Genomic DNA, 15,494 nt, shown 5'->3' on the forward strand with positions numbered 1-15,494 from the left:
GTTAGCCATCCATGAAGCGCAAAATCGGCGCTTCACCACAGAGAATGAAAATTGGTCTCTATGTCGATAATGTTTTAATGGCTGGCGAAGAAGGTCGTTGAACTATGGTGCCTTTAAGCCCACTGACTCTGAGACCACGTTGTACCACCGATTGTCACGCCCTTTATGGGTAGCACTACTCATGGGGGATTAATCCTTTTGTGGTAGTCGTGCTACCCTCTACTTAATATGCTGTGATTGGAGGTTTTTGTTTGACGATCTACCAAACTCAATCAGATTACTTACAAGGCTCAGCCCAGTTCAATGCAACTCTAAAGATAAAACCCCTTTTTAATAATTAACCAATTGTCTTAAGAACATTTTTTAAATGTAGGATATTGTTCTGTTCGCCGTCGTTCATCTTATAAACGAAAACGGTATTAATGACATTGTTAAAGCTTAATTTGTAATAGTGAATGTTTGTATAGTTATATAATTCTATAAGCTTAGTATTCAATACTGCAATGGTATTGCTGATTTGCAAAAAATCTTGGATACTGCTGATTGATTTTATTTCTTTTAATTTATATGGTATTTGATTATTCATAAGCCATTCGGTCACAGCTCTTGTATACATACAACCTATACTCAATACGAGCAATGTAATAGGTGTTTCCCAATCAAAATTGATGATATGGTCCTTACTTGAAATGACCTCGAATGTTTCAGTTGCAACGATGTCATAAGTTAAGTCGGGATATTTCTTAATCGGTTCACTAATGAGTGCACAATCTAATTCGGAATTGTGCACTTTTTGGTTTATGGCATTACTGGAATCTACGGCGAAATCCACATCCATTTGAATGTCGTTCATATCCAAATTATTCGCAATATGGGCACCATAGATTTTCAAGGTTGTATGTGAGGTGCCAAAATCCACTTTAGAGTTAGTTTGAAAGGCACCAATGTTTTTTAAAAATTCTTCGTACTCTTGTGAAATAAGTTGAAGATAGTTTTTATACTGTATTCCTACGCTAGTGATTTTCAATCCTTGGGGCGTGCGTTTAAAAACAAGTTTTCCAATTTCCGACTCCATTTTTTTCACTTTAGCCGTAAGGGCGGATTGAGTATAGTTCGTGATTTCTGCAGACTTACTTAAATTTTGACGGTTTAATATTTCAATTTTCAATGCTATTTCTTTGATGTTCATATAGTTGGCACACCCTATAAAAAAAATTTATGAACCCTATCATTTTCCTCCATTTTACGCTTCTGGGCAGTCAGAGTAAACTCTAGTTAGCTTAATAAGTAAGGGAGACCAGATAATGCTAGAAGCTGAAAATAAGAATTTATCCCACCGAATTATTATTGAACGATACATCAAGCATAGGGGGAGCATCTCTTAATGCATACATATTATAAATGGTTAATCGTATTGGTGGCCACGTTATCCCAAACTGCAGCAACCTTTGTGACGTATGGCATGGGACCTATCGCTGCATTTTATCAAATTGAATGGAATTTAACACCACTTCAAACAGGCTTCATTGTTTCAGCAGTCAATATTGGACCGATGTTTTCAATGCTGGCGTTCGGTTACTTGATGGATAAAAAAGGGGAAAAACACATTATCGGGTGGGGCAACATTTTATTGGGGCTCTCAGCTTTAACGCTAGTTTTTGTAAATGATTATATTGTATTGCTGCTTTTATTATTGTTGGTTGGTGTATGGTACGGAAGCGCTCAAACCGGTGGAAGCACGGCCATCGTAAAATGGTTTCCAAACGAACATAGAGGTCTGGCTCTAGGGATAAGACAGACGGGAATACCGATTGGAGGATCTTTAGCCTCTGCAGTTTTATCCTATACATATTATCATTTCAATTTGTCATCAGTACATGTAGTACAAGGGATCGTAGCAATAATGGGAGGACTGATCTTCCTATTATTATATAACGAACCAGAAAGAACGAGTGAAACGGGATCAACATCGGTCGGGTTCAAGGAGAAAATGAATGTCATCAAAAATAATAAGGAATTATATCCAATGTATATAGTGGGTGTTGTGATGATGTCATTACAGATGATTATCATTGCGCATTTTATGAGTTATTTGCATAACGAAGGGAGCTATTCATTAACAGAGGCAGGAAAATATTCAAGCGTCGTTTTAATAGGTGGTATGGTTGGGCGGGTAGTCATCGCATGGGCGAGTGATCAATTCTTTGAAGGTATAAGGGAAAGATTATTGCTTATTGTGATGGCTGTTACCGTAATTCTTACAGTGATGCTGCCACTCATCATGACTGTTGAAATGGAAATCTTGATGCTATTATTTTGTTTTCTTTTGGGTTTTGTAGCCATTGGTTGGTATTCCATTTTTATTGCTTGTATCACAGAGCAATCGGATTCACGTTTTATAGGTTTAACGGTGAGTTCAGCATTGACATTAAATCAATTATTCATTGTCATAGCACCCTCATTATTCGGATTAGTCGTTAATCTATTGAACAGTTATCACCAAGCCCTATATTTAGCCGGAATATCTGTAGCTTTGGGAGCGATTAATTTATACAGAGTAAAAATAAAAAAAAGGAATGGGTCATGGCATCACCACAAAGTTTGAGCAAATTAATAAAAACAACCTAGATAAATGAAAAAATAGAAAGGGCATGTTTTGAAAAAAGATTAATCAAAACATGCCCTTTTACTATTTAATTAGATATTCTGTTATAAAAAGGATTGATCATTATTGTGTTCCTTAATCAACCTTGCACCCTTAGTTTAAGTGCAATCCTTCACATTCTATTTTTTTTTATCACAAAGAAAAAAATTGACACATTACTGTTTATGAAAGCATACTGTTATTAACAGTAACATGTTGCCGAATAAATTTTTACATTAAAATTAGGAGGTTTTATTTCATGAAACATACAGGGAGACATACAGGTGCATTTCTATTGCTATTTTTATCAGAGGGAGATAACTATGGAGGGAAACTTCTGAAAAAATGTGAGGAAGAGCTTCCCATCAATCCAATTGATAGTGCCATATTATATCGCACACTAAAAAAATTAGAGGAAGAAGGCGCTGTTGAGTCTTATTTGGATACATCTGATCGAGATAAACCGATAAGGATGTACAAAATCACTACAGTTGGAAAAAGAAAATTAGAAGATTTTCAAATAGATATTGAGGGAAAAATTAAAAATTTAGCGTTTTTCCTAGAAAAATATAAAGAATGGGAGGCTCAAAATAATGATTAGTGGAATTATTCTATATATAATAGCCATTATTTATTTGGGTATTTCTTTTACAAAAGATAAACATAAAACAAAGGCAGCCTTATTAAGTTCATGGAAAATGTTTCGCAATGTTTTACCGGATTTATTAGCTATTATGCTTTTTGTTGGGCTAGCATTATCTTTATTGACACCGTCCCTTATTTCTTCAATTATTGGCGAAAATTCTGGCTTACTGGGCATCATTTATTCAACACTCATTGGCTCAATTGCTTTAGTTCCAAGCTTTATCGTCTTTCCTCTCGGAGATACATTAGTTCAAAATGGTGCTGCTCTTCCACAAGTTGCGGTATTAATGTCGACATTAATGTCTGTAGGACTTACAACTTTATCTATGGAACAAAAAACTTTTGGACGAAGTTTTGCTTATGCTCGAAATATTTCTGCCATAATAATGTCTCTTCTATTTGCATTGATTATTTGGGTGGTGATGACATGAAAAAACTAAAAAGATATCGGTTCCTTTTCATTTTATTATTAGGGCTTCTTCTTATTGCATTTATGAATCAAGCTATTGCTATGACAACAGTTCAATTAACTGGTAAAAGTATTTTGGATATGTTATTCCTACTTCCTCCTATATTTATATTAGTGGGATTATTGGATCAATGGGTAAAGAAAGAATCACTCATTCGATATATGGGTGAAAAATCAGGTATATATGGTGTCTTCTTCACCTTATTATTAGCAACAGTAGCAGCAGGCCCTCTTTATATAGCCTTTCCAATTGCAGTACTTTTATTGAAAAAAGGAGCCAGTGTCCGCTATATAGTGTTTTTCTTAGGCGCTTGGTCAACAGTGAAATTGCCAGTTCTAGTATATGAATTCACTTCATTTGGTCCTAAATTTACACTTATTCACATTTGTTTTGGCCTCGTGTTTTACTATTTAACAGGAATTCTTTTTGAAAAAATTTATGATCAACAAAAATTGTTAAGGTATGATATAACGAAGGAAGTATAGATTCAAATCAATAAGTCTTTGAACTCCTCAATCCCAGATTCTTTTGTAGCTGTAGCTTTTAAATTTTTAATATTCCATTAGGATCCGGACCTTTTATGAACAACACTAGGGAAATAAGTTGAAAATACCTTGAGATTATTCACTTGTCGCTGCTGGACTTGTCTCCAGGATCGCTCATTAATACCAGCATTTTCCGTTAACCCTGCACTTACAACGGACTACTGTATGCAGGAAAAGGTTAGAGGATACAGTATGTACTGTATCCCCTTTTTAATTCGCTTATTAAATTAACCTGCCCCGTTAGTTGCATAAAGAAAAAGCTGTCTTAAAGACAGCTCTGATCTTCAGCTAACGCACCCGTTAGTTTAAGTAGAATGTTTCATAATCTTTCTCGAGGAAAAAGTTTATGCGTCATAAAATATTCTCTGTTTATCTAAATGATTACTTAGAATACATCACAATGGTGTAGGAGTATTAATTTGTTCGTCAAAATTCAATTCTAAAAGTTGTCCAGCGTGAACCAATCCAGATCCAAATCCGTACATAAGAACTCGGTCTCCATTTTTGACTTTTCCCTTACGGATTCCAAGATCAAGAGCTAAAGGAATGGTTGCAGCAGAGGTATTTCCAAAGTTGACTAAGCTATAAAGCGTTTTTTCCATTGGGAATTCTAATTTTTCGCAAATTGGCTCTATCAACCTTAAGTTAGCACTATGAGGGATAAACCAATCAACTTGATCTAAACTCGTTTGTGATTTTTCTAATATCTGTCTTATACTCTCAGGAACATTCCTTACAACCCACCGAAAAACTTCTCTACCATTTTGTACAAGATATTGAGTATCTAATAACTCAATCCCATTGACCTTTTTTGATAGTCCAGGTCGATATACATGTTGTGCTCCTCTTCCATCACTTCCTAGGTGGAATCCAATGAAACTTTTTGATTGTTCATCTCTTTCAACTAATACAGCACCAGCACCATCACCAAATAAAATACATGTATTCCTATCCGTATAATCTGTAATTTTTGAGAGTGTATCCGCTCCAATAACTAGTACCTTTTTGTGGAGCCCAGAAGAAATTAAACTGTGTGCTGTATGTACTGCATAAACAAATCCTGCGCACGCTGCACTTAAATCTATGGCACCTGTTTGAGATATATTTAATTGGTCCTGTATGATACTTGAGACAGATGGGAATGGTAGATCTGGTGTGCTTGTTGCCACAATAATCATATCTACATCTTTGACTTCTTTATTATATCTGTGCATTAAATCTTTTACTGCAGATATGCATATATCACTGGTAAATTCATCAGGACGGGTTATTCTTCGTTCATGAATCCCGGTTCTTTGAATAATCCATTCATTATTTGTTTCGACCATTTGCTCAAGTTCAAAATTTGTTAATTTTTTATCTGGTACATATGTCCCGATAGCTGTTATTCTCGCTCCTATCATACGCTCACCCCATATATTTATTAGAAGTTAGTGTTAATACCTGGTACTAATTATAACAATTTATATTGTTAATAATCAATTTAAATTCCTTTTTTTTCTAAAACACTTACTCCTTATTGAAGTAAACTGCCCCGTTAGTTGCATAAAGAAAAAGCTGCCTTAAAGACAGCTCTGATCTTCAGCTAACGCATCCGTTAGTTCATTAAGAAAAGCAATTCTTATTAATGAATCGCGCCCTTGAATAAGAAGGGACTATATTTTACTGAAATTATCGTCAACAAACCTCTTCATTTTATCTATACACGAACTCTAAGTTTCCAGGTTAGTAATTTTGCCGAAAAGTAATGCATCATAATACTTATCCTCTATAAAATAGTGGTCTTTTAATCGTCCTTCTAACTCATACCTGTTCTTTTCAAGTATCCGTGCAGAGCCAATATTGGCATGCACTACCATTGCATGAAGCTTATGAAGATTAAGTGATTTAAATGCAAAATCACTCATCAATGCAACAATCTCCGTGCCATACCCTTTACCCCAATGATGTTTATGCAACACATAACCAATTTCAGCTTGGTTTGATTCTTGGTCAAAATTGAAAATTATGGCTGTTCCTATAATTGCCTGAGTTAATTTTTCAACAATAGAGGAATATAAATGAGTTCCTGCAGACTCGTGTTTTAACATTATTTCAATGAACTGACGAGTTTCCTCCAAAGTACTCATCAAATTCCAGCCAATAAATCGTGAAACCTCTTGATCTGACGCATAATGATGTATTTCTTGAACATCCTCTATCCTTAGTGCTTTGAAGTAGATTTTTTCACCCTCTAATGAATGAAATAAAACAGCCCGCTTCTCCATTTGAACCTCCTCTAACTACGCTTTGTTAATGAACACCGATGGTAGCGAAAATGTCCCCAATTAAGGTTAATATCATCACACTCATCTTAGTACATCCTTTTTAAATAATTTTCCATATATATGTTTCAACTGTTTACTCAACAATCTGGACCTTTAATGGAATAACATGACTGACATTTTTAAACAACTTTATTTTATTTTAAACAACTTTAATCTGACTTAACAGTATTCCTTAATGAACTATCCTGCTCCGATAGTTCCATAAGAAAAAGCTGCCTTAAAGACAGCTCCAACCTTTAGCTAACGCACACGTTTGTTAAACAAGAATCATCCTATTTATTACCACAATTTGTTCGAACTGCGACACAATAACTTTCTTAAACTGTAAATTTACTTTTTTATAAAGACTGTTAAGAAGTAGTGTCATTGACAAATTTATTGCATAAAAAAAATTTGTCTAGATGACAGATCTAACTTACTTCTATTGCATCTGTTACTTCTATAATACGTTTGATGGAGTGTCAGGAAATCCCCCTAACAATCACATAGGAATGTACCCTTTTGTTAGATATACAAATATCATAACAGGAATAAAACTAAAGACCATAAATAAATTGCTTAAGGCTATTAATCTCTTGTTTGATAAAGCACTCCAATTGGGTTAAGAACAAATGTTAGCATCCCATAGGGTACTTCAATTTTAAAGACCAAATAAGGAATCCAAGAAACAATCCCACAGAGTAAAAAGGTAACAGATAGCCAAAAGTATATCTTTGTTTTTGGATTGACACGACTCAATTGTTCCAACGCCTTTCAAAACAACAATGTCCTAATCTTAACACAGTTTCCAAATAAAGTTACCAAACTATCCTGCCCCGATAGTTCCATAAAGGCAGCTCCCACCTTCAGCTAAAGTACCTGTTACTTAAGAAAATTTTTTTTAGGAATTGTGTATTATCTTTATCTAACTCTCCATAACTTTCGTTTTCATTATTGCTAATAATTGTTGCTGTACCTGCACTTTCATTAAACCAAATTTTATATTCGTAAAGTCTTTCAGGTATATTTTCATCAAAAGTGTAAAACAAAGTAGCTTCTACGTCTGGTTCACTAGCCATTTTAACCACTTTATCATCCCATTTGATTTGTGCAAATGCTTGCCTTAGCAGTTCTATTGATTCGCTATCTGTTATCATTACCAAATTTTCATAATTTCCTTCTGTATCAATCTTTTGAACATCTACTCTTGATAATTGTCCTTTTTCTTCCCCATTACAACCGACCAATAACACCATAAAGACAAAAAGAGAAGTAAAATTTATTATCTTTTTCATCATACACCTCCATAAATTTAGATGTTTACATTTCATAATAGTTCCAGCTTATCTTCAACTAAACTGCCCCGATAGTTCCATAAGATAGCTTTTTCAGCATTATTAACTGCTTTTCAAAAAACGAATATAAAGATAGAAAAACAGAAGTTCTTATTTAATTCCGAGTACGACCAGTCGGAATTTTTTGTAAATAAAAAGAATCCATTTTGAAAAAAAGATAGATCATGGTCTTCCTGTATTTCTCCACAATCGCGCCCGCCCTTTTCTTGGATAAGCTATATTGCATATTGTTAACAGTCTATAAAAACATGGATTAATTTATCACTTTATATATATTTCAAAGAATTGTAATATATATAAAGTGTTTTTTTAGCAAGGAGGGAACATAAATTTGATTACAAAAGGAAATCTAGCTAAAAAGGAGCAGTCAGAAGCAACAATTCAACACAACGTTCGATTTTACCTAATTAAAATGAGGGGAAGAGGAAAGAGTCCTCTAAAAGTAAATGCGAAAGATATAATAACTGGAATCATAGGTGGTTTTATTACTATTTTTTTTCTTGGATTATTAACCAGCTTTACATCTACTCCATGGTTAATAGCTTCATTTGGGGCAAGTTGTGTATTAGCATTTGGGCTTGGGAATTCTCCTTTGTCACAGCCTAGAAATATCATAGGTGGACACTTCATTTCAACTTTAATAGGATTAATTGTTTATCATATATTTGGAAATGAACCATGGTCTTTGGCCATGGGAGTCGGATTAGCTATCGGTCTGATGATGTTAACTAAAACAACCCATCCTCCTGCCGGGGCAGATCCAATCATTGTAATATTTGGTGCTTACCCCTGGGGGAGTTTATTTACGCCAGTATTAACAGGATCCATTGTTATTGTGCTAATTGCCTTATTAATTAATAATTTACGAAGTGATAGAGAATATCCTGTGTTTTGGATTTAAAAGTATAAAAATAAATTCTTTTAATGAATGAACTCAAATTTTTATTCCGTTATATTTTCTGAAAAGACCTGTATGGATAAAATCCTATACAGGTTTTCGTTATTCATTCTGTATTTTTTAATAAATTCTATCAGAATGCTGTATAGGAGTTAGAGCTTCTTAATTAATTTAATAACCTTTCATATCTTATATTCCATATCTAGACATCCATAAGGATGACCTTTGTAAGGAATTAATTAGTTCTAAGTGAACAAGAACATCATATACATCATGTTCTTTGGCTAATGCCTGTTCTACATTTGTAGAAATATCATGAGCATGTTTAATATCTAATTTCTAATTCACTAAGATGACAAGCCGGGAATTGATCGGATAATCTTAGATTCTTCAATACATTTTGCTAAAGCATCTATCTCATTTTCAAGCATGGATAGATGTTTTTTGTGTTGAAAGAGCATATTAATATACCTATCTAAGCTTAAGCCATTCCTTCACAATCTCTTTTTATTAACATAAATATCTAAGTCAACTATCAAGTGTTATTCAATTATCTGGCCCGATTGCTTAATAAGAAAAAAACCTACATGATCCGTGCTATTTAAGGAGTTAAGATTCTTAGTGTTGCTTTGAAATAAAGTTTGAACATTTTCCCAAGAACCGAACGCTCTCGATTTATACACTTTCCTAAAAAAGGATTTTCGATTAGAGGGACATTTTTTACTGGTTTTAAATGAATGATTATTCAAAATAACCCACAATTAAAAGCCACCAATTTAGTAGTCTTAATGAACAAATGCACCCGTTAGTTCATTAAGAAAATACCTTCCAGATTGTATACTTCTCTTTAAATTTTATATTTTTTAAAAGCTTTATATGGAGAAAGATTGACTGTTTCATCAGGTACATAACATTCTCTATCATGGTATGGCATTTCTAACGCTTCCCATTTAAAATTATCTTCCACACATTTGATGAATAAATCATACCCTTCACCATCTGAAGGAGATAAACCTAATCTAGTTTCTTCAAACTTCAAGGCAGTATCAATTGCTTTCCTTAGTTCAATTAAAGCTGTACGATTGGCTATTAGATACGCGTTGTCATGCCACATCTGTTGTCCAAATATATGGCACATTGGCATGGGTTCATCTTCTTCATAAAAACTATTGCTATAGGCTTTGTTTAATTCAATGAGAGCATCTTCAGGTTTGCAAACGTCTAAATAGGTATCCATTCCACTCACCCAATACCTTTCACCACCGCCCCAAAACTGCGATACAAATTTATCATACAATTCATTATTTTCCACAAACAAATATCTTTCTAACTCATCTTCTAAATCTCCAATAAGATAAAAACTGTGAATTTGCTTGTCATTCTTTTTATAAATAAAATGATAAAGAGTATCAGCTATTTTTTTGTTTGTAAACAATTCGAAATTATATTTCTTTGCCTTTTTTGGCTTTAATACTCCGTTTACAAACGGTGTCTCTGGTATGTAAATAGCTGTAAATAACTTTTCATTAGACATTTTTAATCACCTCTTAGAATCTTATATTACTTCTTATCTTGGAATTAACCTGCCCCGATAGTTCCATAACAAAAAGAGCTGCCAAAGCAACTCTCTTATTGAAGTAAAGCACCCGTTAGTTTAAGTAGATTTCTTCACAAACTCTCCATTATATTGATTCCCTATTTTTTAATAACAATGGATAATTTATAATTTGCATGCTCGTTTAACCCTTCCAAAAAATTATTCATTAATTCATTGGTTGGAAATTTACATTCTAGAAGGTAACAACCATCTCCACTGATTTTATAGTTACGTACAAGGTATTGTTCCTGCGTTTTGATGAATGACAAATATGGCTGATGGTTTGTGCTCTGTGTAATGATGGTTAGAAAAGCATGTATATAAAATCCCAATTTGACATGATTAACTTTTATGGTATATCCCTCAATAACCCCACTATCCTCTAACTTTGCCACCCTAGCTGAAGTAGCTGGTCCAGTTAAGTGGACTTTCTCGCCTAATTCTTTCATCGTGATACGACTGTTCTTGGATAGTTCATCAAGGATATCCATATCCGTCTTATCTAACATTTTAATAATCCTTTCATTAATAAAGTAAAACCGCCTAAAGACTTTGTTTACCCCATGTATTCGTTAGTTGGTCATAGTTTAAACTAAAAGAGTGCTAAAACAAAACAAAAAGGAGATAATAAACATGAATATACATCAAATTCGTAATGCAACAATCGTTGTGGAATACGCATGGAAAAAGTTTTTAATCGATCCAATGTTAGCGGAAAAAGGTACTTACCCACCTTTCCCAAATTCGCCAAGGCAAGATCAAAACAATCCTTTAGTAAGCTTACCAACATCCATTGACAATATTATAAAAGATATAGATGCAGTTATTGTTACTCATTTGCACTATGATCATTGGGATGATGCTGCTAGAGAAGCTTTACCAAAAGAGACCAAAATATTTGCCCAAAATGAAGAAGATGCGACAGAGATTCGAAACGCTGGTTTCCAAAATGTAGAGGTTTTACAAGACGATACAAAGTTTGAAGGTATCCAATTAGTGAAAACAAAAGGCGAGCATGGAAGAGGAGAAATCTTAAAACTTGCTGGTCTTGTATGTGGCGTTATATTTAAACACCCAACGGAGAAAACATTATATGTTGCTGGAGACACTGTATGGTATGAAGAAGTTCAAAATGTAATTGAGGCAAATAAACCAGAAGTTATTGTTGTAAATGCTGGGGATAACCAATTCTTCCAAGGCGGTTCTCTAGTCATGGGCAAAGATGATGTCTATGAAGTGCACAAAGCTGCTCCTGAAGCTAAAATTATTTGTGTTCACATGGAAGCTGTTAACCACTGGGGATTGTCTAGAGAAGACTTAAAGAGCTTTATTAACGAAAAAGAGATGTCTTCTAACGTTTTAGTACCAGCTGACGGTGAATCATATACATTCTAATAATAATAGGATAAATAGTCCATTAAGGGAGAGATATCTGTGTCTGTTGAGGCTAACAAAAAACTAGTTCGTCGTTTTTATGAAACAATTGAACAAGAAAATTATGAGGCTCTTAAAGATTATTGCCATGAAAACTTTGTATTCTACCCACAGATGGATACACCCTTTCCAGGCTTAGAAGGCTTAGTGGAATCTGAAAAGAAAAACTTTGATGCATTCCCTGGCTTTAAAATGCCTATTCAATCCATAATAGCTGAAGGTGATCAAGTAGCAGCATATCTCATCTTTGAAGGAACTCATACAGGTATCCCGTTGTTGGGTGTTCCTGCTACTGGAAAAACCGTTAGATTCTCTCTTATGATGAAGTTACGAATTGAAGATGGTAAAATCATTGAGAAAAGATCACATGTTGATGTAAATGATGTTCTTCGACAGCTTAAAGATTAATTTTTTTATTAAATCAAATGAATCAGTATCAAATTGACCCTTTTTGGGTCTTTTATAATTTTTTTCTCATCTAAGTTCCCCTACTGTTAAATCACCATATTCAGATCCGTTATTAATCTAAACTGCCCCGTTAGTGCCATAAGAAAAGAGCTGCCTTAAAGACAGCTCCGATCTTCAGCTAAAGCACCCGTTAGTTCATTAAGATAAGCGATTCTTATTAAAGAATGGCGCTCTTTAATGGAAAATCGTTCTTAAATGGGGAATCCTGATTGAGGACCCACTTGCTAGGTGAAATGAGAGGACTCGGGCTGTCTTCCCTTCCTATTTGATAATTTAATTATATTGAATTAATTAGAATCCCATTTTTGATACAAATCGATCAACATATTGTTAAAATTGTTTTATCGAAATTTGTTTCTTCTTTAATTCAATTTTATTTTTGGTAAAAATAAGTAATAACCCAAACAAATAATATATGATGCTTGTCGCTATGACACTATAAAATAACACCGTGATCGTAGTTGGGGCCCACACTTTTATAAATGTCCAAGGAAATCCACCAAGTAAAATTTTCGGGAACATGATTGCGAGTGTCAAAATCGCAGCTACAAACAACGTATGAATAGATAATAGTATGATCCTCATTACGTTTAATGATGTCCTAATACGTTGTTTTCTAACAAGCTTCCTCATTACTCTTAGCGATAGTAGGATAAAAAATAAACCAAAACAGCCGACTACAATACACAGGATAGTCACGAATCTATCCAACTTTTGATATCTATCTGAATGATTATTAGTAACATTGTTTCCCTCCCATAGATCCATCACACCTTGACCTATGGATGTCGTAAAGCTCGTATTCATATTGGACAGAATTGCTACCCCTATTTGTTCATCGGGCTGCATGATGAAATATGAGGTAAATGTTGGGTTCTCTCCGGCATGGAAAATATATTGTTTTTCGTTTTTTTTCATAACTGCCCATCCACTGGCATAGTAGGTATCCTTATCGAAAGGCTCCACTGACTGATCAGGGATATGCAATTCTTGAATGAGCTGCTTGTCGATAGCATTGCTCCGATAGTTTCCTAATTGTAGTTTCATCCACTTCGCTATATCATTCGTATTGCTGATAATATATCCAGCTGGTACATTCCCCCGATAAATGGGCGGTGAGTATGGCTGCTCTCTCATAAATCCTATTTTATAGCCGGAAGCCATCTCAGAGGACTGAACTTGATGTAGCCCAACGAACGAGTCTTTCATACCGATTGGCTCTAATATCTGCTTTTTCATATATATTTCATAGGGTTGCTTCGTTACGACCTCGATAACGAGTCCTAGTACATCATAATTGAGTGTAGCGTATTCAAAAGAGCTGCCTGGCTTTCGATTTAATTGCTGATTCAGCAATGTTCTTACGTTCAACTCAAGAGCGTTACCTGCATTACTTTCAGGAATTTGTGCTATAGAATTAGAAGCTATCCCGCTGGTATGATGAAGAAGCTGATTTAAAGTAATCGTTTGCGGCTCTCCATTATATTTTAGCTTCAACCATGGGATATACTTCCGGACATCATCAGATCGTTTTAACAGCCCTTCCTTTTCCAATTGTAGAATGGCTAGACCTGTAAATGCTTTCGTTGTAGATCCGATTTCAAATAATGTATTAGAGGTCACAGGTGTTTTCGCCTTTACATCAGCGTACCCGAAGCCTTCTTGATATACCGTTTTCCCCTTTTCTACAATAACTACCGATAACCCTGGAATTTTACTAATGATTCTTTGCTTTTCAACAAACTTATCGATCTTATGAATTTTTTCACTTGATTCGGCGTTAGCTATTTTGGGTGTGAAACCACTAACCGCCAAAATCATAGCAATCATTAACATACAAATTCTTACTGATGGTTTCATTACCGATTCCCCTTGGTCAAATTTATGTTTTTTATGTAGCTATTGCTGCCACAAGGAAGTAAATCGTTTGCATGACCGTGCTGCTAGCAGATTAAGCAACGTCGTTCCCCCCCATTTCAGTCTATATGTTCTCAATAACGTTTAGTATAGCCCGCAATAATTACCGAAACCATCGATTTATATAACAAAATCACGCGTCGAAATGACAAAGTTGTCACAAATCGTGCATGTCCTAGTCTGCTTTGTAGCCAAGGAGGGGTATCCCATGTGGTTGTAAAGTGATTGTAAACGTCGTACCAAACTCCGACGATACGGACAGTTCATGACTGAGTCTGCTGCACACTTGCTTCGCTAAATACAGTCCCATTCCCTCAGCAACGCGATTTAACTAGGGGGATGAGTGAGACAATGCCTTTCTCGAGTCATGTACCGACGAAGAGATAAATCTATTGTCAGATAATTTGTTATAAAATCCTTTTATGAAGAAAATCAAGGAGGCGGGCAGTGGTGTTCTGATTCCACAATCTAGCCCAATTGTTGAACAAAGGTCAAACAGCACTCTTCAACTATCCTGCCCCTTTAGTGCCATAAGAAACAAGTATTATGAGAGAAGTCATTCAAGAGGTAAGTACACATGAGGTAATTAATGAAGAGACCATTGAGGCTATTTTTTTATCCATTATAAAGTTCCAAACATCTATTCGTAACCAATGTCACCGAAGTTACGAGGCATTTACAACCCAAATAGAAACGATATTAAAAAAAGAACTTCAAACCTTCTTCTCAAATTGGGCACAAAAGCAATGGACTAACAAAGAACAAATTGAGGTAGAGGCTTTTGCAGTGATGCTAAGCTGGTCACTTTATGGAGCTACGATGCATTGGATGCAAAATCAAACGACAAAACCAGAAGATTACGTAAAGCAATTATTCCATTTCATAAAAATAAAATAAACATGGATAAAAGAAATTTGTAAAATATAGTTTTCAAGCTGACTTAACCACTATATTTTTCACTCTCCATATATAATTGAGCCTGTTTTTTTATATAAAAAACAGGCTCTATATAGTGTCTTAGCTTCTATCCTTCTTCAACTCCCTCAGTTTAATACTATTTTCTCACGAATACTCGCTTATTCGTAGGATTTCATTCTCCTTGGATTTACTTTCTTGATTAGATGGATTGAAATCATTTCATTTTGGCTTCGGAAGGCATGGCAAAATAAAGGAGCGAAACACAACTCCATATATTTCCATATGATGTACATTCTT

The 15,494-nt window shown here is 34.7% G+C and carries 16 protein-coding genes; 8 read left to right on the forward strand and 8 right to left on the reverse strand.

Annotated features, from left to right (window positions below; all coding sequences use genetic code 11):
• Positions 1–337 precede the first annotated feature (337 nt).
• Entirely contained in the window at positions 338–1,189 is an 852-nt protein-coding gene (locus tag J7I90_RS25945) for a LysR family transcriptional regulator (RefSeq protein ID WP_214774645.1), read from the reverse strand.
• Positions 1,190–1,384: 195 nt separating this feature from the next.
• Between J7I90_RS25945 and J7I90_RS25950 the strand changes: the two genes are divergently transcribed.
• The 4 genes from J7I90_RS25950 (at position 1,385) to J7I90_RS25965 (ending at position 4,244) form a co-directional block, all read left to right on the forward strand.
• Complete coding sequence (locus J7I90_RS25950) at positions 1,385–2,605, forward strand: MFS transporter (RefSeq protein WP_214774647.1); 1,221 nt, start codon at positions 1,385–1,387, stop codon at positions 2,603–2,605.
• A gap of 298 nt (positions 2,606–2,903) precedes the next feature.
• Positions 2,904–3,245, forward strand: a complete 342-nt coding sequence (locus J7I90_RS25955; protein WP_214774649.1) for a PadR family transcriptional regulator — start codon at positions 2,904–2,906, stop codon at positions 3,243–3,245.
• The gene (locus J7I90_RS25960; protein ID WP_214774651.1) at positions 3,238–3,720 is read left to right on the forward strand and encodes a hypothetical protein; all 483 of its coding nucleotides are present in this window, start codon (positions 3,238–3,240) and stop codon (positions 3,718–3,720) included. Before J7I90_RS25955 ends, J7I90_RS25960 begins: the two co-directional genes overlap by 8 nt.
• Entirely contained in the window at positions 3,717–4,244 is a 528-nt protein-coding gene (locus tag J7I90_RS25965) for a permease (RefSeq protein WP_214774653.1), read from the forward strand. Before J7I90_RS25960 ends, J7I90_RS25965 begins: the two co-directional genes overlap by 4 nt.
• A 455-nt stretch (positions 4,245–4,699) precedes the next feature.
• On the opposite strand, the gene J7I90_RS25970 is transcribed toward J7I90_RS25965, so the two are convergent.
• The 3 genes from J7I90_RS25970 to J7I90_RS25980 form a co-directional block, all read right to left on the reverse strand.
• Positions 4,700–5,707 carry a ketoacyl-ACP synthase III gene (locus J7I90_RS25970; RefSeq protein WP_214774656.1) on the reverse strand — a complete coding sequence of 336 codons (1,008 nt, stop codon included), beginning with the start codon at positions 5,705–5,707 and terminating at the stop codon, positions 4,700–4,702.
• A 309-nt stretch (positions 5,708–6,016) separates the two neighbouring features.
• On the reverse strand, positions 6,017–6,571 hold the full coding sequence (locus J7I90_RS25975) for a GNAT family N-acetyltransferase (protein ID WP_214774658.1): 555 nt from the start codon (positions 6,569–6,571) through the stop codon (positions 6,017–6,019).
• Between the two features lie 905 nt (positions 6,572–7,476).
• Positions 7,477–7,905: a hypothetical protein gene (locus J7I90_RS25980; protein WP_214774660.1), complete on the reverse strand. Its 429-nt coding sequence runs from the start codon at positions 7,903–7,905 to the stop codon at positions 7,477–7,479.
• A 472-nt stretch (positions 7,906–8,377) separates the two neighbouring features.
• Between J7I90_RS25980 and J7I90_RS25985 the strand changes: the two genes are divergently transcribed.
• Positions 8,378–8,866 (forward strand): HPP family protein, encoded by a 489-nt coding sequence (locus tag J7I90_RS25985; protein WP_214774673.1) that lies wholly within the window; start codon positions 8,378–8,380, stop codon positions 8,864–8,866.
• Between the two features lie 186 nt (positions 8,867–9,052).
• Here the strand turns inward: J7I90_RS25985 and J7I90_RS28305 are convergent, their stop codons facing one another.
• The 3 genes from J7I90_RS28305 to J7I90_RS25995 all read right to left on the reverse strand — a co-directional run bounded on the left by J7I90_RS28305 (position 9,053) and on the right by J7I90_RS25995 (position 10,969).
• Positions 9,053–9,193 carry a cation transporter dimerization domain-containing protein gene (locus J7I90_RS28305; RefSeq protein WP_483861569.1) on the reverse strand — a complete coding sequence of 47 codons (141 nt, stop codon included), beginning with the start codon at positions 9,191–9,193 and terminating at the stop codon, positions 9,053–9,055.
• A 517-nt stretch (positions 9,194–9,710) separates the two neighbouring features.
• Entirely contained in the window at positions 9,711–10,397 is a 687-nt protein-coding gene (locus J7I90_RS25990; RefSeq protein ID WP_214774662.1) for a hypothetical protein, read from the reverse strand.
• 161 nt (positions 10,398–10,558) lie between these two features.
• On the reverse strand, positions 10,559–10,969 hold the full coding sequence (locus J7I90_RS25995) for an Lrp/AsnC family transcriptional regulator (RefSeq protein ID WP_095395691.1): 411 nt from the start codon (positions 10,967–10,969) through the stop codon (positions 10,559–10,561).
• Between the two features lie 124 nt (positions 10,970–11,093).
• Here J7I90_RS25995 and J7I90_RS26000 point away from each other — a divergent pair, with 124 nt between their 5' ends.
• Positions 11,094–11,855 (forward strand): MBL fold metallo-hydrolase, encoded by a 762-nt coding sequence (locus J7I90_RS26000; RefSeq protein WP_214774664.1) that lies wholly within the window; start codon positions 11,094–11,096, stop codon positions 11,853–11,855.
• Positions 11,856–11,894: 39 nt separating this feature from the next.
• On the forward strand, positions 11,895–12,302 hold the full coding sequence (locus J7I90_RS26005; protein ID WP_214774666.1) for an ester cyclase: 408 nt from the start codon (positions 11,895–11,897) through the stop codon (positions 12,300–12,302).
• A gap of 390 nt (positions 12,303–12,692) precedes the next feature.
• On the opposite strand, the gene J7I90_RS26010 is transcribed toward J7I90_RS26005, so the two are convergent.
• On the reverse strand, positions 12,693–14,222 hold the full coding sequence (locus J7I90_RS26010) for a serine hydrolase domain-containing protein (RefSeq protein ID WP_214774668.1): 1,530 nt from the start codon (positions 14,220–14,222) through the stop codon (positions 12,693–12,695).
• A 603-nt stretch (positions 14,223–14,825) separates the two neighbouring features.
• Between J7I90_RS26010 and J7I90_RS26015 the strand changes: the two genes are divergently transcribed.
• Positions 14,826–15,176 carry a hypothetical protein gene (locus J7I90_RS26015; RefSeq protein WP_214774671.1) on the forward strand — a complete coding sequence of 117 codons (351 nt, stop codon included), beginning with the start codon at positions 14,826–14,828 and terminating at the stop codon, positions 15,174–15,176.
• Positions 15,177–15,494 lie beyond the last annotated feature (318 nt).

Origin of the sequence: Bacillus sp. ISL-57, from assembly GCF_018613135.1 — a bacterium.
GTDB lineage: Bacteria > Bacillota > Bacilli > Bacillales > DSM-1321 > Peribacillus > Peribacillus frigoritolerans.

What these genes read in the sequence shown, in the direction of transcription:
- J7I90_RS25950 (WP_214774647.1), top strand. Translation starts at nt 1,385, where the DNA reads ATGCATACATATTATAAATGGTTAATCGTATTGGTGGCCACGTTATCC.
- J7I90_RS26015 (WP_214774671.1), top strand. Translation starts at nt 14,826, where the DNA reads ATGAGAGAAGTCATTCAAGAGGTAAGTACACATGAGGTAATTAATGAA.
- J7I90_RS25995 (WP_095395691.1), bottom strand. Translation starts at nt 10,969, where the DNA reads ATGTTAGATAAGACGGATATGGATATCCTTGATGAACTATCCAAGAAC.
- J7I90_RS25945 (WP_214774645.1), bottom strand. Translation starts at nt 1,189, where the DNA reads ATGAACATCAAAGAAATAGCATTGAAAATTGAAATATTAAACCGTCAA.
- J7I90_RS25955 (WP_214774649.1), top strand. Translation starts at nt 2,904, where the DNA reads ATGAAACATACAGGGAGACATACAGGTGCATTTCTATTGCTATTTTTA.
- J7I90_RS25965 (WP_214774653.1), top strand. Translation starts at nt 3,717, where the DNA reads ATGAAAAAACTAAAAAGATATCGGTTCCTTTTCATTTTATTATTAGGG.
- J7I90_RS25985 (WP_214774673.1), top strand. Translation starts at nt 8,378, where the DNA reads ATGAGGGGAAGAGGAAAGAGTCCTCTAAAAGTAAATGCGAAAGATATA.
- J7I90_RS25975 (WP_214774658.1), bottom strand. Translation starts at nt 6,571, where the DNA reads ATGGAGAAGCGGGCTGTTTTATTTCATTCATTAGAGGGTGAAAAAATC.
- J7I90_RS25960 (WP_214774651.1), top strand. Translation starts at nt 3,238, where the DNA reads ATGATTAGTGGAATTATTCTATATATAATAGCCATTATTTATTTGGGT.
- J7I90_RS25980 (WP_214774660.1), bottom strand. Translation starts at nt 7,905, where the DNA reads ATGAAAAAGATAATAAATTTTACTTCTCTTTTTGTCTTTATGGTGTTA.
- J7I90_RS26010 (WP_214774668.1), bottom strand. Translation starts at nt 14,222, where the DNA reads ATGAAACCATCAGTAAGAATTTGTATGTTAATGATTGCTATGATTTTG.
- J7I90_RS25970 (WP_214774656.1), bottom strand. Translation starts at nt 5,707, where the DNA reads ATGATAGGAGCGAGAATAACAGCTATCGGGACATATGTACCAGATAAA.
- J7I90_RS26000 (WP_214774664.1), top strand. Translation starts at nt 11,094, where the DNA reads ATGAATATACATCAAATTCGTAATGCAACAATCGTTGTGGAATACGCA.
- J7I90_RS25990 (WP_214774662.1), bottom strand. Translation starts at nt 10,397, where the DNA reads ATGTCTAATGAAAAGTTATTTACAGCTATTTACATACCAGAGACACCG.